This window comes from Janthinobacterium sp. 64, from assembly GCF_002813325.1.
GTDB lineage: Bacteria > Pseudomonadota > Gammaproteobacteria > Burkholderiales > Burkholderiaceae_D > Janthinobacterium.
On record NZ_PHUG01000001.1, the window covers coordinates 5,397,449 to 5,420,389 of the forward strand.

At 62.8% G+C, this 22,941-nt stretch carries 19 protein-coding genes and 1 rRNA gene; 3 read left to right on the forward strand and 17 right to left on the reverse strand.

Going from position 1 to position 22,941, the window contains the following annotated elements:
• Window positions 1–109 precede the first annotated feature (109 nt).
• Together rrf and CLU91_RS23745 are read left to right on the forward strand one after the other, a co-directional pair.
• Window positions 110–222, forward strand: a 5S ribosomal RNA gene (rrf, locus tag CLU91_RS23740).
• Between the two features lie 109 nt (window positions 223–331).
• On the forward strand, window positions 332–1,630 hold the full coding sequence (locus CLU91_RS23745; protein WP_100876083.1) for a leucine-rich repeat-containing protein kinase family protein: 1,299 nt from the start codon (window positions 332–334) through the stop codon (window positions 1,628–1,630).
• Window positions 1,631–1,683: 53 nt separating this feature from the next.
• Here the strand turns inward: CLU91_RS23745 and CLU91_RS23750 are convergent, their stop codons facing one another.
• Window positions 1,684–2,943, reverse strand: coding sequence for a nitronate monooxygenase (locus CLU91_RS23750; protein WP_100876084.1), 1,260 nt, complete (start codon window positions 2,941–2,943; stop codon window positions 1,684–1,686).
• A 183-nt stretch (window positions 2,944–3,126) separates the two neighbouring features.
• Window positions 3,127–3,612 (reverse strand): YajQ family cyclic di-GMP-binding protein, encoded by a 486-nt coding sequence (locus CLU91_RS23755; protein WP_034759416.1) that lies wholly within the window; start codon window positions 3,610–3,612, stop codon window positions 3,127–3,129.
• Between the two features lie 185 nt (window positions 3,613–3,797).
• Here CLU91_RS23755 and murB point away from each other — a divergent pair, with 185 nt between their 5' ends.
• On the forward strand, window positions 3,798–4,826 hold the full coding sequence (murB, locus tag CLU91_RS23760) for a UDP-N-acetylmuramate dehydrogenase (protein WP_100876085.1): 1,029 nt from the start codon (window positions 3,798–3,800) through the stop codon (window positions 4,824–4,826).
• On the opposite strand, the gene ppnP is transcribed toward murB, so the two are convergent.
• From ppnP to CLU91_RS23835, 15 genes are all read right to left on the reverse strand, one after another.
• Window positions 4,827–5,141, reverse strand: coding sequence for a pyrimidine/purine nucleoside phosphorylase (gene ppnP, locus CLU91_RS23765; RefSeq protein WP_100876086.1), 315 nt, complete (start codon window positions 5,139–5,141; stop codon window positions 4,827–4,829).
• Window positions 5,142–5,166: 25 nt separating this feature from the next.
• On the reverse strand, window positions 5,167–6,192 hold the full coding sequence (locus CLU91_RS23770) for a diguanylate cyclase (protein WP_100876087.1): 1,026 nt from the start codon (window positions 6,190–6,192) through the stop codon (window positions 5,167–5,169).
• A gap of 10 nt (window positions 6,193–6,202) precedes the next feature.
• On the reverse strand, window positions 6,203–7,252 hold the full coding sequence (gene cheB, locus CLU91_RS23775) for a chemotaxis-specific protein-glutamate methyltransferase CheB (protein ID WP_100876897.1): 1,050 nt from the start codon (window positions 7,250–7,252) through the stop codon (window positions 6,203–6,205).
• Between the two features lie 22 nt (window positions 7,253–7,274).
• Window positions 7,275–9,560, reverse strand: a complete 2,286-nt coding sequence (locus tag CLU91_RS23780) for a hybrid sensor histidine kinase/response regulator (RefSeq protein WP_100876088.1) — start codon at window positions 9,558–9,560, stop codon at window positions 7,275–7,277.
• Window positions 9,557–10,243 carry a chemotaxis protein CheW gene (locus CLU91_RS23785; RefSeq protein WP_100876089.1) on the reverse strand — a complete coding sequence of 229 codons (687 nt, stop codon included), beginning with the start codon at window positions 10,241–10,243 and terminating at the stop codon, window positions 9,557–9,559. The genes CLU91_RS23780 and CLU91_RS23785 overlap by 4 nt, the downstream gene beginning before the upstream one ends.
• Window positions 10,244–10,252: 9 nt before the next feature.
• Entirely contained in the window at window positions 10,253–11,488 is a 1,236-nt protein-coding gene (locus tag CLU91_RS23790) for a CheR family methyltransferase (RefSeq protein ID WP_100876090.1), read from the reverse strand.
• A complete protein-coding gene (locus CLU91_RS23795) occupies window positions 11,485–11,940 on the reverse strand; it encodes a chemotaxis protein CheW (protein WP_100876091.1) in 456 nt (151 codons plus the stop codon). Before CLU91_RS23795 ends, CLU91_RS23790 begins: the two co-directional genes overlap by 4 nt.
• 4 nt (window positions 11,941–11,944) lie before the next feature.
• Window positions 11,945–13,756: a methyl-accepting chemotaxis protein gene (locus CLU91_RS23800; RefSeq protein WP_100876092.1), complete on the reverse strand. Its 1,812-nt coding sequence runs from the start codon at window positions 13,754–13,756 to the stop codon at window positions 11,945–11,947.
• Between the two features lie 326 nt (window positions 13,757–14,082).
• Window positions 14,083–15,318 (reverse strand): argininosuccinate synthase, encoded by a 1,236-nt coding sequence (locus CLU91_RS23805; protein WP_100876093.1) that lies wholly within the window; start codon window positions 15,316–15,318, stop codon window positions 14,083–14,085.
• Between the two features lie 69 nt (window positions 15,319–15,387).
• Window positions 15,388–16,308, reverse strand: coding sequence for an ornithine carbamoyltransferase (gene argF / locus CLU91_RS23810; protein ID WP_100876094.1), 921 nt, complete (start codon window positions 16,306–16,308; stop codon window positions 15,388–15,390).
• 286 nt (window positions 16,309–16,594) lie between these two features.
• A complete protein-coding gene (locus tag CLU91_RS23815; RefSeq protein WP_232730859.1) occupies window positions 16,595–19,444 on the reverse strand; it encodes an ATP-binding protein in 2,850 nt (949 codons plus the stop codon).
• A 179-nt stretch (window positions 19,445–19,623) separates the two neighbouring features.
• A complete protein-coding gene (locus CLU91_RS23820) occupies window positions 19,624–20,079 on the reverse strand; it encodes a hypothetical protein (protein ID WP_100876096.1) in 456 nt (151 codons plus the stop codon).
• 269 nt (window positions 20,080–20,348) lie between these two features.
• Window positions 20,349–21,254 carry a ribosome small subunit-dependent GTPase A gene (gene rsgA / locus CLU91_RS23825; RefSeq protein ID WP_096234426.1) on the reverse strand — a complete coding sequence of 302 codons (906 nt, stop codon included), beginning with the start codon at window positions 21,252–21,254 and terminating at the stop codon, window positions 20,349–20,351.
• Window positions 21,251–21,631 (reverse strand): 4a-hydroxytetrahydrobiopterin dehydratase, encoded by a 381-nt coding sequence (locus CLU91_RS23830; protein WP_198521394.1) that lies wholly within the window; start codon window positions 21,629–21,631, stop codon window positions 21,251–21,253. Before CLU91_RS23830 ends, rsgA begins: the two co-directional genes overlap by 4 nt.
• Window positions 21,628–22,908, reverse strand: coding sequence for a M48 family metallopeptidase (locus CLU91_RS23835; RefSeq protein WP_100876097.1), 1,281 nt, complete (start codon window positions 22,906–22,908; stop codon window positions 21,628–21,630). The genes CLU91_RS23830 and CLU91_RS23835 overlap by 4 nt, the downstream gene beginning before the upstream one ends.
• Window positions 22,909–22,941: the final 33 nt, after the last annotated feature.

Here is a 22,941-nt window from a genome sequence, read left to right on the forward strand (position 1 = left end):
GGTACAACGTTGCGTGTTTGTTGATACTACCAGTCATTACCCCAATCTTTGCTTCTTCCAGATTCAGGCTTTGTCGCTCCATTGAGGACAAATGCCAGTACAAGTTATGCCTGATGACCATAGCAAGTTGGTCCCACCCCTTCCCATCCCGAACAGGACCGTGAAACAACTTTGCGCCGATGATAGTGCTGCAACCAGTGTGAAAGTAGGTTATCGTCAGGCTTGTTATTCGAAAAAACCCCCATCGGTGATCCGGTGGGGGTTTTTTTACGTCCGCTGGATTGAGCTATGCCAGCGCTTGCCGGGTTTTGAAAGGGATATCTTGTCTGCTGTGCATACACTGGAACAATTACACACTGGCCAACTGGCCGGCGTGCGCCGCCTGACGCTGTCCTGCGGCTTGACGGACTTTCCCCGTGAGATATTCGACCTGGCCGACAGCCTGGAAATCCTTGATTTATCGGGCAATGCGCTGTCCTCCCTGCCTGACGATTTTCCTCGCCTGCACAAGCTGCGCATCATTTTTTGCTCGGATAATCTGTTCACCACCTTGCCGGCCGTGCTCGGTTCTTGTCCTGCGCTGGAAATGATTGGTTTCAAGGCGAACCGGATCGACCATGTGCCAGCCGCAGCCTTGCCGCCCAGGCTGCGCTGGCTGACCCTGACCGACAATGCCATCGAAGTCTTGCCGGATGAGCTGGGCAAGTGCGGTGCATTGCAAAAACTTATGCTGGCGGGAAATTGCCTGGCCAGCTTGCCCGCCTCCCTGGCCAATTGCCGCCGACTGGAGCTGGTGCGCATTGCTGCCAACCGTTTCACGGCGCTGCCCGATTGCCTGCTGTCTTTGCCGCGCCTGAGCTGGCTTGCGTACGCGGGTAACCCGTTTACGCAAGTGCGCGAACTGGCAGCCCTGAGCGATGCCGGCACGGCAGGTGTGGCCTGGCCCCGCCTGGCATTGGCGCAGCAGCTGGGCGAGGGCGCATCGGGCGTGATATACCGTGCCCGCCTCGATGGCGCAGATCATGTCGCCGTCAAAGTATTCAAGGGGGCGATGACCAGCGACGGCTTGCCACGCAGCGAAATGGCCGCCGGTGTCGGCGCGGGTGCGCACGCGGGCCTGATTCCCATCCTTGGGACGCTCGATGGGCATCCGCAAGGGGCGATGGGTCTGGTCATGCCGCTCATCGATGCTGCCTTCCGCAACCTGGCCGGTCCGCCCAGCCTGGCGTCATGCACGCGCGATGTGTATGCCGATGGCGTGCGCTTTGACCCAGCGCAAGCGCTGGCCATTGCCCATGGCATCGCCTCGGCTGTGTGCCAGCTGCATGCGCGCGGCATCGTGCACGGCGACCTGTATGCGCACAATATCCTGCATGCGGATGGCGGCGCCTGCCTGCTGGGCGACTTTGGCGCGGCGTCCATGTTTGCGCCCGGCTCGCCGCAAGGGGAGGTGCTGCAGGGTATAGAGGCGCGCGCCTTTGGCGTGCTGCTGGGCGAGCTGATCGCGCATTGCGCGACGCCCTTGCCCGGCCTGCAAGCCATGATGGATGCTTGCCTGCAAGAAGAAGTGCAGCGGCGGCCACAGTTCGACGTGATCGAACAGGGATTGCGGGATATGCTTCGCGCATAAAAAATGGCGCAGCCTTCGCAGGCTGCGCCATTTTCAGTTCAGGCTGAGGATATTCAGCCCTGGACTGCTTTTTCCGGCAGGGCGATCTGGTTGTCGACGCTGAACTGGTAATCCTTGAAGACGTGTTCGGCCGTCAGGATCTGGTATTCGCCGTTGTCGAGCTTGTGCGTGGTGTCCTTCAGGCGATACGTGTAATGGCCGCAGGTCCAGCAGTTGAAGTTGCGCATGTGCGTGCACAGGCAGGTCTTGTCCATCACGACGACGGTTTTTTGTTCCGGATGGGCCGCGACTTCGCGGTTGTACGAGTTGATGTACGCGCAGTTGCCCGTCGCATCGAGCAGATAGCCATACGATTCGCAGCCTGGACGGATGCCGGCGCCGATGGCGGGCGTGTTTTTCAGCATGCGCATCGGGTAGCCTGTCGGCGAGACACCATTGACGATGATGTCTTCTTCCGAGGCCTTGTAGTATTCCTGCTTGACCTTGTTTGGCAAGCCGCATTCCTCGGTGACGGTGAAGCGCGTCGCCACTTGCACGCCAGCTGCGCCCGCTTCCAGGAAGGAGACGGCATCGCTGCCCGTGAAGATGCCGCCGGCGGCGATCAGCGGGATGTCCAGCTGTTCCGTTTTCAGATAGGCCAGCAGTTCCGCGGTGATCGTGTGCAGGTCGTAATTGGCCCAGTCCATGCCGAAACCCAGGTGGCCGCCGGCCAATGGTCCCTCGACGATGATGAAGTCGGGCAGGCGGTCCAGCTTGGCGTTCTTGCGCAGGAAAATCTGCAGGGCGCGCACGGACGAGACGATGATGCCCAGCTTGGCATCGCGGAAGCGTGGATGGTCGGCCATCAGGGCGAACGAGCCGAAGTGCAGGCCGGCCGACAGGGTGATGCCGTCGATACCCGCGTCCAGCGCCGCATTCAGGCGCACGCGCAAGGTTTCGCGCGGGCCATTCATGGTCAGCTTTTCCATGCAATTGACGAAGATCAAACCATCGCCTTTTTTGGCTTCCATGGTGCGGCCGATATGCAGGCGCTGCGCTTCGGCCAGGCGGCCCAGGTCGAACTGCACTACGGCCTTGTCGCTATTATTAATGTTGAACTTGTACAGTTTCGTCTTGTCTTTGACGAAGGTGGTGTCGAAACGGCGATCCGACACATCTTCCACCATGGCATCGGAGATATGCCCGATACCGTTCAGCCGGGCCGCTTCCAGGGCCAGCTCCGACGTGGAAATATCCACACCCATTCCGCCTATCATGATGGGCACATATTCTTTTTTGCCAAATCGCAGGCGGAAATCATCAACACGTTTCATTGCTATCCTTAGACTACCGTGGTTATCACTGAGCCAGATGTACGGTCAAACCCGCAGCCGGTCGGGCGCGCGGGCGCATGTAGCTGTGCGCAGCTTCAATTCTACCCCAAGCGGGCAGGCTCTCCGGGGCGGCTTGCCAGCATGCTGCTGCAAGCGCGGGCCGGATCGCGTGCCGCATCGAAATTAATCGCGGAAATTGTTAAATTCCAGCGGCATGTCGGGCACGTCCTTGCGCAGCATGGCCATGGCCGCCTGCAGGTCGTCGCGCTTGGCGCCCGTGACGCGCACGGCTTCACCCTGGATGCTCGCTTGTACCTTCATCTTGCTGTCCTTGATGACGCGCACGATTTTCTTGGCATCATCCGATTCGATGCCATTCTTGATCTTGATGATCTGCTTGACCTTGTCGCCGCCGATCTTCTTGATGTCGCCTTCGTCGAGGAAGCGCACATCGACCTTGCGTTTGGTCAATTTGTTCGTCAGTACGTCGCGCACCTGGCTGAGCTGGAATTCCGAGTCCGCAAACGCGGTCAATTCGTTTTCCTTGTGTTCGACGCGGGCGTCGCTGCCCTTGAAGTCGAAGCGCGTCGTGATTTCCTTGTTGGATTGCTCGACGGCATTCTTGACTTCGATCATATCGGCTTCGGAGACTACATCAAATGACGGCATGGTCTGTTCCTTTTCTTGTTAAAGCGAGCGCACGCTCGGTGCGCTGGGCCTTGGCGGCTGATTCCGCGCCATGGGACGGCCCTGTTAAAGATGCGACATTTTAACGGACAACGGGCAAGTCGCCCTTGTCCTGAGGTGGTTTTTTGTCGCTTTCGCTCTATAATCGAGCAAAATTCCCCTATCCCATGCATCCAGAGCTCACCATCGAACACAATTACTCCCTCCAGCGCCTGAATACCTTCGGCATTACGGCCAATGCGGCCGCCTACGTACGCATCACGTCGCAAGCCCAATTGCAGGCCGCGCTGCAAGATCCCGCCTTGTCCGCCATGCCGCGCCTGATTCTGGGCGGCGGCAGCAACATCGTGCTCACGGGCGACTTTCCCGGCGCCGTGCTGCACATGGCCACGCGCGGCATGCGCCTGGCGCAGGCGGACTTCGAGACGATACTCGTCACGGCCGCGGCTGGTGAAAACTGGCACGATTTCGTCCAGTGGACCCTGGCGCAAGGCGTGGGTGGGCTGGAAAACCTGTCCTTGATTCCCGGCACGGTGGGAGCGGCGCCTATCCAGAATATCGGCGCGTATGGCGTGGAAATCAAGGACTATCTGCATAGCGTGAGCGTCATGCATAGCGCCAGCGGCATCGTCTTTGACATGGACCGCGACGCTTGCCGCTTCGCCTACCGCGACAGCATCTTCAAGCAGGCGGACGGACGCGAGCTGATCGTGCTGGAAGTCACGTTTGCCTTGCCGGCCGAGTGGCAGCCGAACTTGCGCTATGCGGAACTGGCGCAGGCCGTGGCCGAGCGCAATCTTGCCGAGCCGACGCCGCAACAGGTGGCCGACACGGTGATGGCGATACGCCGGCGTAAATTGCCGGACCCGGCCGTGATCGGCAATGCGGGCAGCTTCTTCAAGAATCCCGTGGTGTCGAAGGAGCAATGCCTTGCCTTGCTGGAACGTTTTCCTGCCTTGGTGCACCACGCGCAAGCCGATGGCACGGAAAAACTGGCGGCCGGCTGGCTGATCGATCAGTGTGGCTGGAAGGGGAAAAACCTCGGGCCCGCGGGAGTGTATCCCAAGCAGGCGCTGGTTCTGGTGAATAATGGCGGCGCTCGTGGCGCGGACATTACCCGGCTGGCGGCAGCGATACAGGATGATGTAGAGGCGAAATATGGCGTGCGCCTGTCGCCCGAGCCTGTGTTTGTCTAATCAACCGAAGTGGCAGACGTAATCGACGGTCTCGACGGTTTCAATGTCAAAATAGCTATTGCCCGGGATACTGAATTGCGTGCCCGCGGCATAGCTGTTCCACTCGCTTGCATCGGCCAAGCGGACCTTGCACAGGCCGCCGACGATTTCCATGATTTCCGGCGCGCCCGTATTGAAACGCAGCGATGACGCGAAAATCACGCCCACGCTTTTCTTCGTGCCATCGGCCAGGATGACGTTGTGCGAGACGCACTTGCCGTCAAAGTAGATATTCGACTTCTTGACGACGCTGACATTGTCCAGTTGTGTGCTCATGCTTCACTTTCCTTGCTGTTAAAAATCAGTTTTCGACGTCATCGGCGCTCAGCACGCTGTTGCGTCCGCCGCGCTTGGCCGCGTACAGGGCCTGGTCGGCGCGGTTGATCAATTGCTCGACCGTCGAGTCCGGGGACGGCACGATGGTGGCCACGCCGATCGAGATGGTGACGATGCCCGTGCTTGTTGCCGGGTTCTCGATCTGCAAGCCCTCCAGGTGACGCCGGCACGCTTCGGCGATCAGCAAGGCCCCTGCGGCCTGCGTTTCGGGCAGGATCAGGGCGAATTCCTCGCCGCCATAGCGGGCTGCCAGGTCGGCCGGGCGTTTCAGATGTTCCGTCAGCACGGCGGCCACTTTTTTCAGGCCCAGATCGCCGGCCAGGTGGCCGAAGTGATCGTTATAGCTTTTAAAATGGTCGATATCGCAAAACAGCAAGCTCAGCGGCGCCTTGTCGCGCTGGCCCCGCTGCCATTCGAATTGCAAGGTTTCATCGAAACGGCGGCGGTTGGCGATGCCCGTCAAGCCATCGAGGGCGGCGAGTTTCTGTAATTCAATATTCGCATCGGCCAGGTTTTTTTGGCTTTCGCGTAGGAAACGAAATGCCTGGTCGCGCTGCAGGCGGCTGATGTGCGCGTTGGAATGGTAGCGTATGCGCGCCAGCAATTCCAGGCGGTCGGGCAGTTTCACCACGTAGTCATTGGCGCCGACGGCAAAGCTGTGGGCCTTCAGTTTCGGGTCATCCTTGGCCGACAGCACGATCACCGGCACATGTGCCAGCGCCGTGTTTTCGCGGTACAGCTGGATCAGCGCGAAGCCGTCGATGCCCGGCAGCACCAGGTCTTGCAGGATGACGGTCGGTTGCAAGCGCAGCGCCGTGTCCAGCGCCTGCGTGGCGTCGGTCACATAATGAAACTCGATATCCTGCTGGTCGCTCAGCATGCGCCGGATTGCCTCAGCAATGATCAACTGGTCGTCCACCAGCAGCACGCTGACCTTGAATTCGGTCAATGCGGGCTCATGCAGGGTGATACTGGAGGAAAATTCTGGCATTGCATTCTTTTCAGATGTTAGGGGAGGACTCCCAACCATTGTTGAGTTTTGCGCCCAGGCGGTTGCGCACGCTGGCGCCTATTCTATCCAATGGCAGGATTTGCTGCGCTGCATCGAGTTCGGCTGCCGCGCGCGGCATGCCATACACGGCACTGCTGGCCTGGTCTTGCGCTATCGTCGTCTTGCCCGCGCGGCGCATGGCCAGCAAGCCGTCGCCGCCATCGCGACCCATGCCTGTCAGCAACACGCCGATGGCATCGCCGCGCCAGTGCTGTGCCACGCAATGAAAGAAAACATCGACGGAAGGACGGTAAACATAGTCGCGTGGTGCCGCATCGTAACCCAAACGATAATTTTGATCTAGCAGCAGGTGATCATTGGTCTTGGCGACCAGCACGCTGCCTGCCACCAGTTCGTCGCCCTCGGCAATCACGCGCACCGGCATGTCCAATTGATCGTCCAGCCATTTGGCGAAGTGCGAGGCAAAGGTTTCATCGATATGTTGCACCACCACGATGGCGCAGCCGGGCGGCGCCGTCCAGCCGGACAGCACCTTGGCCACGGCCGACGGCCCGCCCGTCGAGGCGCCGATGGCCACCAGCGTGGTGACCTGGCCGTCGCCGCGCTCGCCGTTGGCTTGCACCTGGCGCGGCAGCGGCGCTTCGGCGCTGTGGCGTATCAGCTTGCCGATGGTCTTGATCTTGGCCAGCAGTTCGCTGTCGCCGCCCACCTCTCCCTGCAGCACGGGCGTGGCCGTGACGTCGAGCGCGCCGGCGCCCAGCGCGCGGAACACCTGGTTGACATTGTCCTGCGGGCGTCCCGTGACCACCAGGATGGCGCACGGGCTTTGCTCCATGATCAGGCGCGTCGCTTCCACGCCATCCATCTCCGGCATGTTCAGGTCCATCAGGATCAGGTCGGGACGGTTGCCCTCGCACATGCGCACGGCCTCCAGACCCGTGCGGGCGATCCACAGCACCTGGTGCTCCTGCGTGCTGGCCACTACCCGGCGCAGGGCCTCGGCGGCCATGGCGACATCGTTGACAATGGCAATTTTCATGAAGTACAACTCGTAGTACACATCATAAGCTGGCATCTCCTATCAGGTCGGCCACCGCGTCGAGCAAGGTCTCGTCGTGGAAGCTGCCTTTGGTCAGATAATAATCGGCGCCGGCGGACAGGCCGCGCGCGCGGTCTTCCGGACGGTCCTTGTACGAGACGATCATCACCGGCAGCTTGTGCAGGTGCAGGTCCTTCTTGATCAGCGAGACCAGCTCGATGCCGTCCATGCGCGGCATGTCCACGTCGGTGATCACCAGGTCGTATTCTCCGCTGCGCACCACGTTCCAGCCGTCGATGCCGTCGATGGCCACGTCGACGTCGAAGCCGCGCGCCAGCAGCAGCTTGCGCTCCATTTCGCGCACCGTCAGCGAATCGTCGACGACGAGGATGCGCTTGGCGCGGCGCTGCTGCGCGTGGCCGGCCTGCGCCAGCTGGTGCAGGCCGCCCTCGTGCAGCAGCTTGTCGATCGACAGCAGCAAATCGGGCACGTCGAGGATCAGCACCGGCTCGCCGTCGTCGAGCAGGGCGGCGGCGGAAATGTCGCGCATCTTGCCGAAGATCGGGTCGATGGCCTGCACCGCCAGGCTTTGCTCGCCGCGGATGGTGTCGACCACCAGCGCATAGCTCTGCTTGCCGCGCCCGATCACCACCACCGGCAAATCGTCGGCGCTGCCGGGCGTTTCGCCCAGCTCCAGCACCTGCGCCGCCGACACCAGGCCCAGATGCTCGCCCTTGAGTTCAAAGAACTGCTTGTTTTCCAGGGTATGGATGGCCGCTTGCGGCACGCGCACCACGCTTTCCACCTTGACGATGGGGATGGCGTAGGCTTCGCCCTGGATGTCGATCACCAGCGCGCGCACGATCGACTGCGTCAGCGGCAGGGTAATCAGGGCGCGAAAACCCCGTCCCGGCTCCGATTCCAGGCGCACCGTGCCGTTTTGCTGGCGTATCGTCTCGTGCACGATATCGAGGCCCACGCCGCGTCCGGACAACTGGTTGGCTGTCGCTTTCAGGCTGAAGGCGGGCAGGAACAAAAATTCCAGCAGCTCGCCCGGCGACAGCGCGGCGGCCATGGCGGGGCTGGCCATCTTGCGCTCGATGACGCACTGGCGGATTTTCTCCAGGTCGACGCCGCGCCCGTCGTCGCTGATCTCGATGCTCAGCATGCCGGCGCGGTGGCGCGCTTCCATGCGTATCGTGCCCATTGCTGCCTTGCCGGCGTCGATGCGTTCGTACGGGCCTTCCATGCCATGGTCGATGGCATTCCTGAGCATGTGGTTCAGCGGGCTTTCGATCTTCGCCAGGATGTCGCGGTCGACCAGCGTGTCTTCGCCGTCGATCTCCAGCTGCACTTCCTTGCCCAGGCTGCGCGCCAGGTCGCGCACCATGCGCGGGAACGCGTGGATGCCGTCGCGGAAAGGGCGCATGCGCAGGGCCAGCACTTCGTCGACCATGCCTTGCGAGACGGCCAGCAAACGCCGTTCATAGGTTTCGATGTCGGCGATGTGCTCGAGCATGAACTGCTTCAGGGGCTGCGTCTTGTGCAGCGCCAGCAGCGACTTTTCCATCAGGCCCGGGTCGCCCGAGCGGGCAATGGCCTCATGCAGGTGTTCGATGGCGGAAAACAGGCTGCTCTGGTTGCGCTTGAAGCGCTGCAGCGCGCCGATGAACGGGTGCATCTGGTGCGCATTGATGCGTGATTCGCTGGCCAGCGACAGCAGTTTGTCGAAGTTCTGCGCCGGGGCCTTGGCTGGTGCGCCTGCACGCGGCGCGGTAGCGGCAGCCGGTTCTTCGCCGGTCAGGCCGCTGGCCACGGGAGCCTGCGCATCGTCCGCTTCCGGCGGCGCCGGTGCCGGGACAGGCGCCGAGGGCAGGGCCGGTAGCTCCGGCAGCTCGGCGATGCCGGCGATGGCGTTCAGGGTCTGGTCGATCTGCGCCGCATTCGCGGCCAGCCACGCTTCGGCGCCCGCATCGTCGAGGCGCGACAGCTGCACGATCAGGTCGACGCCCGACAGCAGCACGTCGACCCGCTCCGGCGTGAGTTTCAAGCGGCCATGCTGGGCGGCGACAAAGCTGTCTTCCATGCCGTGCGCCAGTTGCACCACCACTTGCAGGCCGACGATGGCGGCGGCGCCCTTGATCGAGTGCGCCGCGCGCATCATCGATTCGACGGCGGCCGCGTCGCCTGCATGGCGCTCCATGGCCAGCAAGCCATCGGTGAGAATCTGGGTCTGGCTGTCCGCCTCCATGCGGAACAGGTCCAGCATGGAAAAGGCACTCAGGTCGCCGTGCTGGTCCTGGCTCATCGTAATAGTCTCGCAAGTTGAAAGCCGATCAGCGCCGTGTCCAGGCAGCCGATGCGCATGTCGCCCTCGGTGATGACACCGGACAGATAGCGCGACAGGCCTTTGTTGATGGTGGCAGCCGGCGTTTGCACGCCGCTAGAGGCGTAGCGCACGATGCCGTGCAGGTCGGCCACGGGCAGGGCGTAGGCTTGCTCTTCCCAGCGCATCAGCAGCAGGCGCGCAAAGGTGTGGCGGCCGCGGGCCGCGGGCGCACCCTGTTCGTCGATGCCCAGCAAACTGGCCAGCGACATGCACGGATACAGCTTGCCGCCGATATTGACGATGCCCGCCAGGCCGCGCCCGCCGCGGTGCGGCAGCACGTGCGGCTTGGCCTGCGGCGCGACGGCGTCAAACACGCGCGTGGGCAGCGCCAGCCATTCGCGGCCGATGCGAAACACCAGCGCGGAACTGTCGCGCACTTCGCCGCCCGCATCGTTCTGGCGGAAGTGGCTGGCCCAGTCGCGCTGGTAGTGTGCGTCCACGGGCCGCTGCAGATTGCGCTGGGCGGCGCCCGCATACACGTCGCAGTTACGGCAATGGACGTTGGCTGGCAGCCTGGGGCAGCTCTGGTCGCCGACCACGCCGATATGGTTCCAGCAATCGTCGATGGTGGCGGGGGACTCCGTGGCGATGAAGTTGGTCATGCTTGCCCCTTAGTTGGATGCCTGGCGGCGCTGGTAGATGCGCGCCGCGCGCGCCTTCAGGGTGGCGGCGGCCGTGTGGTTGCCATTGCGTTCGGCCAGCAGCGACAGGTGGCACAGCGCCTCGTAATGGTCGGGTTGCAAATAGATGCAGCGGCGCCAGTAGTCGTCGGCCAGGTCCATCTTGCCGGCCAGTTCATTGATGATACCCAGCATGAAATACGCTTCGGCCGCCTCGGGCACGCGGGCCAGGTGGGCGTGGCATTTTTCACCCGCCTCGCGCAGCTGGCCGCGGTCGGCCAGCCGGCGCGCTTCGGCCAGCAGATCCGCAGGCGGCTGCGGCGGCTGCACCGGCACGGGGCGCGGACGCGCCGCCGGTGCAGGGGCGGCGCGGGCCGGCGCGGGCCGTGGCGCGGGCGGCACGCTGCGCAGCGTGCGCGTCGGCGGCGGCAAGGCGGCCACCTGGATCACGGCGGCCGGTGGCGTTGCTTCCTTTTTCAGCGCGAAGGCCTGGCGGAACTGCAGCGGTGCAAAGCCGTTCTGGCAAAACGACGGCACTTCCGCATAGCCTGCCAGCAGCATGCCGTCGTCGGCCAGCAATGCGGACAGGTTGGCGATGGCGGCGCGCGTGGTCGGCTTGTCGAAATAAATCAGCAGGTTGCGGCAAAAGATGACGTCGTAATGGCGGCTGTAGGTGGCCGTATCGAACTGCAGCAGGTTGCCCTGCCTGAAGGTGACTTGTTCGCGCAAGGAGTCGATGATGCGGTAGGCGTCATCGGCCACGTGCGTGAAATAGCGTTCGCGGAAGGCCACGTCCTGCGCGCGGAAGGCGTTGCGGCCGTAGATTCCCGCCTGCGCCCGTTCGATGCAGCCGGGACTGAGGTCATACGCGTCGATGCTGAAGGCCTGCTTCGGCATGGCGCCGTCGCGCAGCGCCATGGCCATCGAATACGGTTCTTCGCCGCCCGCGCACGGGATCGACAGGATGCGCGTGGCGCGCCCGCGCGCCCAGCGTTCCTGCACCAGTTCGACGGTGGCGTAGAACGCCTGCGGGTCGCGGAACAGCCACGATTCCGGCACCACCACCAGTTCGATTAGCTGCGTCATTTCGGCCGGCGTGAGCGCCTGCAGATAGGCTGCACTATCGGCAAAGCCCGTTTGCTCCATGCGCTGGCCCACGGCCCGCTCGGCCACGGCTTTGGAGACGGACAGGCCGGTCGCGCGGCGCAGCAGGGCTTGTGCCGTCATTGCGCGCTCGCGTCTTGAAACAGCAGCGCACGCACGTCGGGCGGCAGCAAGTGTGCCAGTTCGACCAGCTGCACGATGCCGTCGGCGTCGCTGGCCACCTGGCCCAGGAATGGCGCCGTCGCCACGCCGCTGTCTTCAAGCCCTTGCGGGTCGATGTCGGCGATGCCGCGCACCTGCGAGGCCATCAAGCCCAGCGCATGCGTGGCGCCGCCAGGCGCGCGGTAGTCGACGATGACGATGCGCGTGTCGAACTGCGCGGCGGCAGCCGGCAGCCCGGCCAGGCGCGACAGGTCGATCACGGGCACGGGCGTGCCGTGCAAGTCCATCAGGCCGGCCACATAGTCTGGCGTGAGCGGCAACTGTTTCAGCTCCAGCAGCGGCAAGACGCGCACGATGCGGGCCAGGGGCAGGCCATAGCGGTCGCGTCCGATGTGAAAGAGCAGTACTTTCATGGGATCAGATGGTGACGGCGAAGGACGACACGCTCGACTGCAGGTCGCCGGCCGCATATTGCAGCTGGTGCACCGCCTCGCTGGTGGCTTTCAAGGATTCCACCGTTTGCTGGGTGGCGTCGTTGAGCTGCATCATGGTATCGGAAATTTGCGAGGCGCCTATCGCTTGCGACTGCATGCCTTGCAGCACGGCATCAAATTGCGGCGTGAGCTTTTGCACCTGGTCCATCACGGATGACAGCTGCTCGGCCACTTGCCGCACTTCGCCCACGCTGCGGCGAATTTCCTCGGAAAATTTATCCATGCCCATCACGCTGGCCGACACGGCCGACTGCATTTCCTTGAGCATTTGCTCGATATCCCAGGTGGAAACAGAGGTCTGGTCGGCCAGGCGGCGAATTTCAGTTGCCACCACGGAGAAGCCGCGGCCCGCTTCGCCAGCCTTTTCCGCCTCGATGGCGGCGTTCAGCGACAGGATGTTGGTCTGGTCGGCCACCTTGGTGATGGTGATCAGCACGCTATTGATATTGCTGGCCTTTTCCGACAGGGCGGCCAGCTTGGCGTTGATCGAATCGGTGGCCGAGACCATGTGCTGCATGGTCGAATCCATGCGTTTGAGGTTGTTTTGCGCTTCGGCCGTGGCATTCGTCGTGTAGTCGGCCACGGCGGTCGCGTCTTCCATGGTTTTGAGCAACTGACTCGTGTTGGCCGAGATTTCCTTGGTGGTGCTGAGGATTTCCACGCTGGTTTGCGCCTGCTCGATGCCGGTCGCTTCCTGCTGGCGCGCCGAGGCGGCGATTTCCGTGGCCGACGTCGTGACCTGGATGCCGGCCTTTTGCACATTGTTGAGCAGGCTGCGCAGGTTCTCGAACATCTTCGCCAGGCCGTTGCCCAGCTGGCCGATGGCGTCGCTGCCCGTGATGCTGACCTTGCCCGTCAGGTCGCCCGAGGCCGCTTTTGAGACCACTTCCAGCAGGGAATCGACCTTGGCCCGCAAGCTATTCGTGGCGGCCAGTTCATTGGCCTGGTTGTCCTGGATGGTTTGCGCCATGCGGTTGAATTCTTCCGTCACCTTGCCCAGCTCGTCGCGCGAGAGGATGGCGGCGCGCGCGTTCTGCTCGCCGCCGGCGATGCGCCCGACGGCATCGGTCAGGTTGTTCAGCGGACCGAGGATGGATCGGCCCAGCAGGTAGGAAATGCCCAGCGCCAGCACCACGCACAGCAAGCCGCCCAGCGCCAGGGTCAGCACCATGGTTTCCTGCAATTTTGTCGTGTTGGCGGTGCGCTCGGCCAGCAAGCGGGACTCTTCGGCAGCGACTTCGTCGAGCAGCTTGTTCGCCTGTGCGACGGCGGGGTAGCCGGTCGGCGGCATGGTGCGCGCCACCGCTTCCGTGGCGCCCGGCGCATTGCCCAGCGCGCGGCGCTTCTCGATCAGCGGATTGATCCACTCCTTGACCCAGGTGCTGGTCAGCTGGTCGATCTTGCGGAAGCGTTCCGACTGCAGCTTGTTGTCGACCGTCATGGCAATGGCTTTTTGCGTGTGCTGGCTCAACACCCCCGTTTCATCGGTTTCCGGCGTCAGCGAGGCTTCGTTGCCGGTCAGGATGAAACCGCGTACTTCCACCTGGATTTGCAGGACGGAATTGTGAATCTTGTCGATCTCGACCAGCACGTCCATCGTATGTCGGTCCCATGCATTGGCTTCCGACAGGCGCGAGAAACTGTTGTAGGCCATGCCCAGCAGGATCAGGATGATGGCCACGATGGAGCCGAAGCCCAGGTACAGTTTATTCTTGATACTCAGGTCTTTGAACATGGTGGCTCCGGAAGCGGGAATTTTTCGACTAAGAGCGCCTAACAGAACCGTAGCGAGCGGCAGTGAGGCTCGGCGCCCCCGTTGGTCTGAGAAGCGCAGCTGTGCGAATGCACAGTGAGCATCGGAGGCCGCAAATCGCGACGCGCAGTAGGTTATGTTAGGTGCTCTAAATTGCACTGTAGCATTTTGCCACGGGGACAGCAAAACGGGGGGCAATCCAGGGGCGCGCAGGGGCGTAAATCACGGACGAGTGCGTTCCAGACGTAAAAAAGCCGCCCGTGGGCGGCTTTCGGCTGGCGCGGGAGGGGTTGCCTCCCGGCAGCGGATTACTTCTGGCCGCGCTTTTCGCGGGCGATGGCGGCGATGCGCATGCGCAAGGCGTTCAGCTTGATGAAGCCGCCGGCGTCGGCCTGGTTGTAGGCGCCGCCGTCTTCGTCGAAGGTGGCGATGTTCATGTCGAACAGCGAATCGGTCTTCGAATCGCGCGAGACGACGATGACATTGCCCTTGTACAGCTTGATGCGTACCCAGCCGTTCACGGTTTCCTGCGTGTGGTCGATCAGGGTTTGCAGGGCGACGCGCTCAGGCGCCCACCAGTAGCCGTTGTAGATCATCGACGCGTAGCGCGGCATCAGGTCATCTTTCAGGTGGGCCACTTCGCGGTCCAGCGTGATCGATTCGATGGCGCGGTGGGCTTTCAACATGATGGTGCCGCCCGGGGTTTCATAGCAGCCGCGCGATTTCATGCCGACGTAGCGGTTTTCCACCAGGTCCAGGCGTCCCACGCCATGCTTGCCACCCACTTTGTTCAGTTCGGCCAGCACGGTGGCAGGCGACATGCGCACGCCGTTGATGGCGACGATATCGCCTTTTTCGTATTCGATGTCCAGGTACTCGGCTTCGTCTGGCGCCTTTTCAGGGCTGACGGTCCAGCGCCACATGGTTTCTTCCGCTTCGGCGCTCGGGTTTTCCAGGTGGCGGCCTTCAAAGCTGATGTGCAGCAAGTTGGCGTCCATCGAGTACGGCGCGCCGCCGTTCTTGTGCTTCATGTCGATGTCGATGCCGGCGTCTTCCGCGTACTTCAGCAGTTTTTCGCGCGACAGCAGGTCCCACTCGCGCCATGGGGCGATGATTTTCACGCCAGGTTTGAGCGCGTAGGCGCCCAGTTCGAAACGCACCTGGTCGTTGCCCTTGCCGGTCGCGCCGTGCGAGATGGCGTCGGCGCCGGTGGCGTTGGCGATTTCGATCAGGCGCTTGGCGATCAGCGGACGGGCGATCGAGGTGCCCAGCAGGTATTCGCCTTCGTACACGGTGTTGGCGCGGAACATCGGGAAGACGAAATCGCGCACGAATTCTTCGCGCACGTCTTCGATATGGATGTTTTCCGGCTTGATGCCGAACTTGATGGCCTTGGCGCGCGCCGGTTCCAGTTCTTCACCCTGGCCCAGGTCGGCCGTGAAGGTGACGATTTCGCACTGGTAGTTATCTTGCAGCCATTTCAGGATGACGGAGGTGTCGAGTCCGCCGGAATAGGCCAGGACTACTTTTTTAATGTCGCTCATATTGCTTCCAGTTGTCGTTGTCGATGTATGTGATGCGATGCTGCCGGGAGTTCTGCAATTCCAGGCGAGTTATTGGATTTTACCGAGTAACAGGTATTCGATCAGCGCTTTTTGCACGTGCAGGCGGTTTTCCGCCTCGTCCCACACCACCGATTGCGGGCCGTCGATCACTTCGGCGGCCACTTCCTCGCCGCGGTGGGCGGGCAGGCAGTGCATGAACAGGGCGTCGGGCGCGGCGCGGGCCATCTTCGCGCCATCGACGATCCAGCCGTCGAAGGCGGCAATGCGGGCCGCGTTTTCCGCTTCGTAGCCCATGCTGGTCCACACGTCCGTGTTGACCAGGTGCGCGCCCTCGCAGGCGTCCGATGGGTTGGCGAAGAAGGTGTAGCGCTCGGTCTTGACTTGCGCCAGGTCGATGTCGTAGCCCTGCGGCGTCGATACGTTGACGTGGAAGCCGAACACTTCGGCCGCCTGCAGCCACGAGTACAGCATGTTGTTGGCGTCGCCGATCCAGGCGACGACCTTGCCGGCGATCGAGCCGCGGTGTTCGATGTAGGTGAAGATGTCGGCAAACACTTGGCACGGGTGGTGTTCATTGGTCAGTCCATTGATCACCGGCACGCGCGAATTGGCGGCGAAACGCTCGATGATCTCCTGGCCAAACGTGCGCACCATGATGATGTCGCACATGCGCGACATGACCTGGCCCGCGTCTTCCACCGGCTCGCCGCGGCCCAATTGGGAATCGCGCGTGTTCAGGTAGATGGCCGCGCCGCCCAGCTGGTGCATGCCCGCTTCGAACGACAATCGCGTGCGGGTGGAGTTCTTTTCAAAGACCATCACCAGGGTGCGGTCGATCAGTGGATGGTAGATTTCGTAATTCTTGAACTTGCGCTTGATCAGATGGGCGCGTTCGATCACATATTCATACTCTTCCAACGTGAAATCGGAGAACTGGAGGTAGTGCCTGATCGGTTTTTTTGTCGACATAATGACCACTTGAAGATGCGCAGGCCGCCGGCGGCGTGCCTTTCCCGCCGGGTTGCATCAGCGTACAACATCTCGTCTGATGACTGCCTCGCCCGGCGCGCTGCTGTGTTGATCGGTGCCCGTGCCTGTTTGTCGCGCGGGTCGATGCGGTTTGCCAAGTTGAAAATCATGCAATGGCAGGGACTTCAGCCATTCAATTATAAGGGTTTTGCTTTTAGATTGGAAAGACTGGCCGGACGGGTACTTGTGTAGACAAGTGGCCGCGTCCAGCCAGGCTCTTGCCGGCTCAATAAATGTTGGCCGGGGTGGCCGCATCGATCTGCGGCGCTACCAGCGGCAGATCGAGCGTGAAACGCGTGCCGGCGGAGCTGCTGGCCACCTGGATGGTGCCGCCCAGCAAGGCCGTGACGATGTTGTAGCTGATCGACAAACCGAGGCCGCTGCCGCCCTGGCCCAGCTTGGTAGTAAAGAAGGGGTCGAAGATGCGCGACAGATGCTGTTCGGCGATGCCGCCGCCATTGTCGGCAAAGACGATCTGTACGCGCGCGCCATCGAGCGTGGCGGACAGGCGCATGCAGCCCGCGCCGGCGCCGCCATCGTTGGGCGCGGGAGCGAACGCGTGCAGCAGGGCGTTGTTGATCAGGTTGGTGATCACCTGGCCGAATGGGCCCGGATAGCTGTCCATGGCGATGCCGAATGCGATGTCCGCCTCGATGCGGTGGCCTGAGCTGCGGATGCGGTTCATGACGGTGGCGATGATTTCATTGCTCACTTGCTGCAGGTCGAACTGGCGTCGCTGTTCGGTGGTGCGGTCGACGGCTACCTGCTTGAAGCTGTTGACCAGGTCGGCCGCGCTGCGCAGGCCGCGCATCACCAGCGCCGAGGCCTTGGCGGCATCGTCGAGGAAGGCGGCCAGGTCGGAGCGGCGCAGGCCGGGGCCGTTCATCAGGCGTTCCACGTCTTCCGTCTTTTGCTGCATGGTGCTGGCGATCAACAGGCTGTTGCCGATCGGGGTATTGAGTTCATGCGCCACACCGGCCATCAGGGAACCGAGGGCGGCAAGTTTTTCCTGCGACACCAGTTGCGCCTGGGCATCTTGCAGCTGCCGGTAGGCGCTGGCATTGTCGAGCGCGATGGCGCCATACGCGCACAGGGTGCGGAAGATCAGCCGCTCGCGCTCGCCGTAGGCATGGGCATGGCAAGCTTGCACCGTCATCACGCCCAGCACGCGCTCGCCCACCGTCAAGGGCACGTACAGTACGCTCTGGTTATGCAGGGTGCCGGGCACCGTGTAGGCATGGCGCTTGGGTGGTACCTGGTCGATATACACTTCGCGCCGGCCCAGCAGGCAGCGCACGGAATAGGCGCGTGGATTGCTCAGGGGAATGGCGTTGTCGGGCAGGGGGCGGCCCGCTTCCATGCCGTGCGCGCGGCGCAGCGCCGTGCCCGCCGCATCGAGCATGTAGACGGCGAAGGTGTTGACTGGCAGCAAGGCATGCACGTGGCGGTCCAGCACCTGGAACACGGCGCTGGCGTCGAGGTGGGTGGTGATTTCCTGGCCGATGGCCGACAGCCGTTCCAGCGTGTCGCTGGTTTGCTGCAGCACTTCGGCGCGGCGCGCTTCGGAGGCGGCCAGTTCGCGGTGGTGATAGCCTTCCGAGCGCGCATGTTCCGTCTGGTGGTAGATCTGCATGGCGGTGGCGCGGTTGCTGGCTTGCTGGGTGTGGCTTTTTTCGCGCGCCACGCCCGCATCGAGGGCGATATCGTAGGCGCGCGCATAGTCGCCCGCATGCGCGTATTCGCGTGCCAGCGCATCGAGCAGTTCGCCGGGCGGCACATAGCCATCGATGGACGAGGCTAGCTGCAGCGCCTGGTGCAGGAAATGCAGGGCCGGGTTGCGTTCCTGCATGCCTGCCGGCGGCGGCAGCTCGTGGCGCGCATGCAGCATGGCCAGCACGCGCAGCGCCGCCACCTGGTGCATGGCGTCGCCCTGCACCGTGGCCAGCTGCCGCGCCCGCTCGGCCGCCTGCAGCGCTTCGTCCGGGCGGTCCAGGTAGGACAGCGCGTGGGCGCTGCCGCGCTGCGCCATGCTGCGGAAATCGGCCTGGCCCAACGCTTCGGCGCGCTGCGCCAGGCGGCTGAAGGCGTTGAGCGCCGTGTCGTAGTCGCCCTTGTCCAGGCTCAGTTCGCCCAGGTGGAACAGCGCGTTGGCATACGTGCGCGCTCCCGACATGGGCGCCAGCAGGTGCAGCGCTTCGCGCAGCAAGTCTTCGGCGGTGGCCAGGCGGCCCAGCTTGCGCATGGTTTCGGCCGTATGCGTCTGGCAGGCGCCGATGCTGCGCGGCCAGCCGGTGGGGCGCGCCAGGTCCAGCGCGCACTGCATCCATTCGAGGGCCGATTCATTGTCGTTGAGGCTGGAGAAACAGTCGCCGATATTGATGGCGGCCGTGATGGCGCCGCGCAGCTGGCCGCTTTCCAACGCCGCTTCATAGCTTTGCATGTAGTGGCCGGCAGCCGCGCCCAGGTCGCGCGACGTATGCGCGAGCAAGCCACGGAAGTCGTGCGCCCAGGCAGCGAGCGGCGCAGGCAGCTTGCCGCTGGCGCTGTCGGCCTGGAAGTGCTTGCCCCAGCGCGCCTGTGCGGCTGGCGCATCGCGCAAGACGGCCCAGCGCGCCGTGGCCGCGTCGGCCAGGCTGGCGCGCATGGCGTCGCCGGCGCCGCGCGCTTGCTGCGCCGCGGCCAGCAGTTCTGCATCGCAACGGGCATGGTCGCCGCGGTCGACGGCGATCGAGGACAGCAGCCAGTGGGCATCGGCGCAGCCGACGGCGTCGCCATGCGCGTCGCAGGTGGCGCGTGCCGCCATGGCCAGACTTTCCGCAGAGTCGAGTGCGCCTTGCAGCCACGCTACTTCCGCCTGCACCAGTTGCAGGCGCGCGCGCGCCTGTTCCAGTGCGGCCGCTTCGAGGCCGGCCAGCGGCAGCAGCAGCTGCGCTTCCTCGCTCAGCGCAATTGCTCTGGTGCAATCACGCTGGCGCAAATGCCAGGACAGCAACAGCAGCAGCGGTACGCGCCCGGCGCCGCGCAACGGCAGCAATGCGCTTTCCCACTGCGCTACGTCATGTTCGAGCGCGAACATTTCCATTCAAGCATTCTCCCCGCAAACAGTGGCGCCAGCCTGCGACCGCACAGGCCATGCGTCATGGCATTGTAAGCTGCATTCAGGGGAATTGTTCAGTGCGCCTGTCAGAATTGTTCATCCGGCATGGCGCCACGGCGGGGGCGATTTGCCCCGACGTTCGATGCCGGGCCCGGCGCCTAGCGCGACACGAGGCGGATGCTGCCGCTGCCAGCCGCGGTGCTGGCGCTGCGCATCTCGGCGGGCATGCGCAAGCCGGGCAAGAACTGGGCGTCGTCGATCACCACATGCGCGCCTTCATTGCTGAAGACAAAGGTCGAACCCTGCCTGGTGATGAATTGGCCAGGGCCGGTAGGGTAGATTTCCACGCTGGGTTTTGCCTGCCATTCGCGCTCATCGATCAGGCGGCCAAAAAAATGCTTGTCCTGCTGGCGGACGTCCAGCCGTTGTCCATTCGACAGGCGGTATTGCTGTTCGATGTCGAAGGCCTCCTGTGCCGTAACGTGATAGGAGGCGCCAGAGGTGACGCGCACGCTGTCGGTGGCTTGCGGTGCGGCGGCGGTTTGCGCCTGGGCAGTGCCGCCGGCAAGGGCGAAGATAGCGGCGAGGAGGGGGAGTAAGCGTTTGGTCTGCATGACATTCACCTTCGATCAGGATGACAGGATGGGTTGGAGTTAGATCGTGTGGTCGCTGGCGGGTTTCCGGCAGGGACTGGTGTCAAGTTAGCAAACGCGTCTCGCCATCGCCAGTGGCAGGCGATGGAAGGCAGGTTTGACGCGCTGAAATGCCGAAAACAGCGGATGAACGGTTTTGGGATTAAAGTCGGATAGCAGGCTAGACAGCGAAATTAAATTTCGCCTGGTCGGTGTTTTTCAGGGCTATATTTGAATGGGCGACATATTTATTAATACAAGGTCTGTGCCGATTCGTGCAGCAGCTGGCCATACAGGGTATGGCGCATCTTGGCGATCTTGCCTTCTGACAAGGCCTGCAGGATGGCGCACTGCGGTTCGATCAGGTGGCGGCAGTTGTAGAACTTGCAGCCGCCCAGATAGGGCTGGAATTCGCGGAAGGCCCGTTCCAGCATGCCTTCGGACAAGTGGTACAGGCCAAATTCCTGGAAGCCCGGCGAATCGATGATGGAGCTGTTGGCGCCCAGTTCGTCGAGCTTGTACAGGCGCGTAAAGGTCGTCGTGTGCTTGCCCGTGTCGAGCGCGGCCGAGATTTCGCGCACGGCGATGTCCGCGTCCGGCACCAGCAGGTTGATCAAGGACGATTTGCCCATGCCCGACTGGCCGATCAGGATAGACGACTGGCCCGCCAGCAGCGGCGCCAGGGTGGCCACGGCGTGCTCGGGTTCGGCGCGCGCCGACACTTCATCGACGGGATAGCCCATCGAGGAATACGGCAGCAGGCGTTCGCGGGCGCGCTCCAGCGAAGCGGTCACGTCCGTTTTATTGAGGATGATGCGCGCCGCGATGCCGGCCGCGTCGGCCGCCACCAGCGAGCGCGAGATCAGGTCGTCGGCGAAGCCCGGTTCCGTCGCCACGACGATGAACAGCTGCGTCAGGTTGGCGGCCAGCAATTTCGATTTGTACTGATCCGAGCGGTACAGCAACGTCTTGCGTTCCTCGATGCGGTCGATGACGGCCTGGTCGTTCGAAGTGCGCGTCAGGTGCACGATGTCACCGACGGCCACATTGGTTTTCTTGCCGCGCGTCACGCATTGCAGCTTGGCGCCGTCCACGTCGGCCAGGTAATGGCGGCCATGGGCGGCGATGATGATACCCGTCAACTTGCCTTCGCTCATGGGGCCACCTGGCTGCTCTGGTAGATGAGGTCGGCCTTGGCGGCGCAGATGAAGTCGTTTTCGGACAGGCCGCCGGCGCCCTGGTTGACCGAGTGCGTATCGTAGCGCACGGCGCAGGTTTTGTAAGTGATGATGAGCTCCGGATGGTGGTCTTGCGTATGGGTCATATAGGCCAGGGCGTTTACGAACGCCAGGGTCTGGTAATAATTCTTGAAGCCGAAGTCGCGGCACAGCTTGCCATTTTGCAAGCTCCACTGGGGCAGCAGGGCGTGCAGGGTGGCGATGTCCGTGTCGCCCAGCGCCTGCTGGCGCGGCGTGCAGCTCAGTTGGGCCAGGTCTTGCGAAGTCGATGGCGTATTCGTCGATGGCGTATTCATGTGGCAGCCCCTTTCAGGTGGCGGATGCGCACGCTGGCCGGCGGGTGGCTATCGTAAAAGGCCGAGTGCAGCGGGTCGGGCGTCAGGGTCGACGCATTGTCTTCATACATTTTGACGAGGGCCGAGACGAGGTCGTCCGCCTGCGTGTGCGTGGCGGCAAAGGCGTCCGCTTCGAATTCGTGCTTGCGCGAGCTGAGCGAAGTCAGCGGTCCCAGCAAGAAAGTGAAGACGGGCAAGGCCAGCATGAACAGCAGCAGGGCCAGCGCGTCGGTCGGCTGGCCCGTCAAGGCCAGCGCCACGGGATCGACACCCAGGCCCGCGTAAAACCACGGCTGCGTCTTCAGGAAGCCCAGCAGCGCCAAAAAGCCCAGCGAGATGACGAACATCACGGCGATGCGCTTGACGATGTGCTTGAGCTTGAAATGGCCCAGTTCATGCGCCAGCACGGCTTCGATTTCCTGCGGCGCCAGGCGCGACAGCAGGGTGTCGAAGAAGACGATGCGCTTGTTGGCGCCAAAGCCCGAGAAATACGCATTGCCGTGGGCGCTGCGCTTCGAGCCGTCCATGACGAACAAGCCTTTCGAGGCGAAACCCACGCGCTGCATCAAGCCTTCGATGCGGCTTTTCAGCGCTTCGTCGGCCAGTGGCGTGAATTTGTTGAACAGCGGTTGAATAAAGTTGGGGAAGATGACCATCATCAGCAAGGAGAACGCGCTCCAGACGATCCAGGCATAGAACCACCACAGGTCGCCACTTTTTGCCATCAGGACAAGTATGACCCAGAGCAATGGCAGACCCAGCACGGCCGTGATGCCTATGTTCTTGAGCAAATCCGTGAAAAACAGGCCCTTGCTCATCATGTTGAAGCCAAAACGCTGCTCCAGCACGAACTGCTGGTAGTACTCGAATGGCAGGTCGATCAGGCCGGAAATGGCGGCAAAGGCGGCGATCAGGCCGATCTGGTACAGCATGGGCGAACCCGCACCCATCCATTCATTCAGGGACAGCGCCAGCCATTGCAGGCCGCCCAGCAAGGTAAATCCGATCAGCACGGCATAGTTGACCAGCAAGGTCAGCAGGCCGAACTTGGTCTTCGCCACCGTGTAGTCGGCCGCCTTCTGGTGCGCGGCCAGCGGGATCTTTTCCGCGAATTCGGCAGGCACGGCAGCGCGGTGCGCCAGCACGTGGCGGATCTGCCGCGAAGCGAGCCAGAAGCGCACGGCCAGGGTCAAAACGAGGACGGATACAAACAAAATCGAAAACGCGAGTGAATACATTCTGTGCCTGTGAGAAAATGGCTGATTATTTAG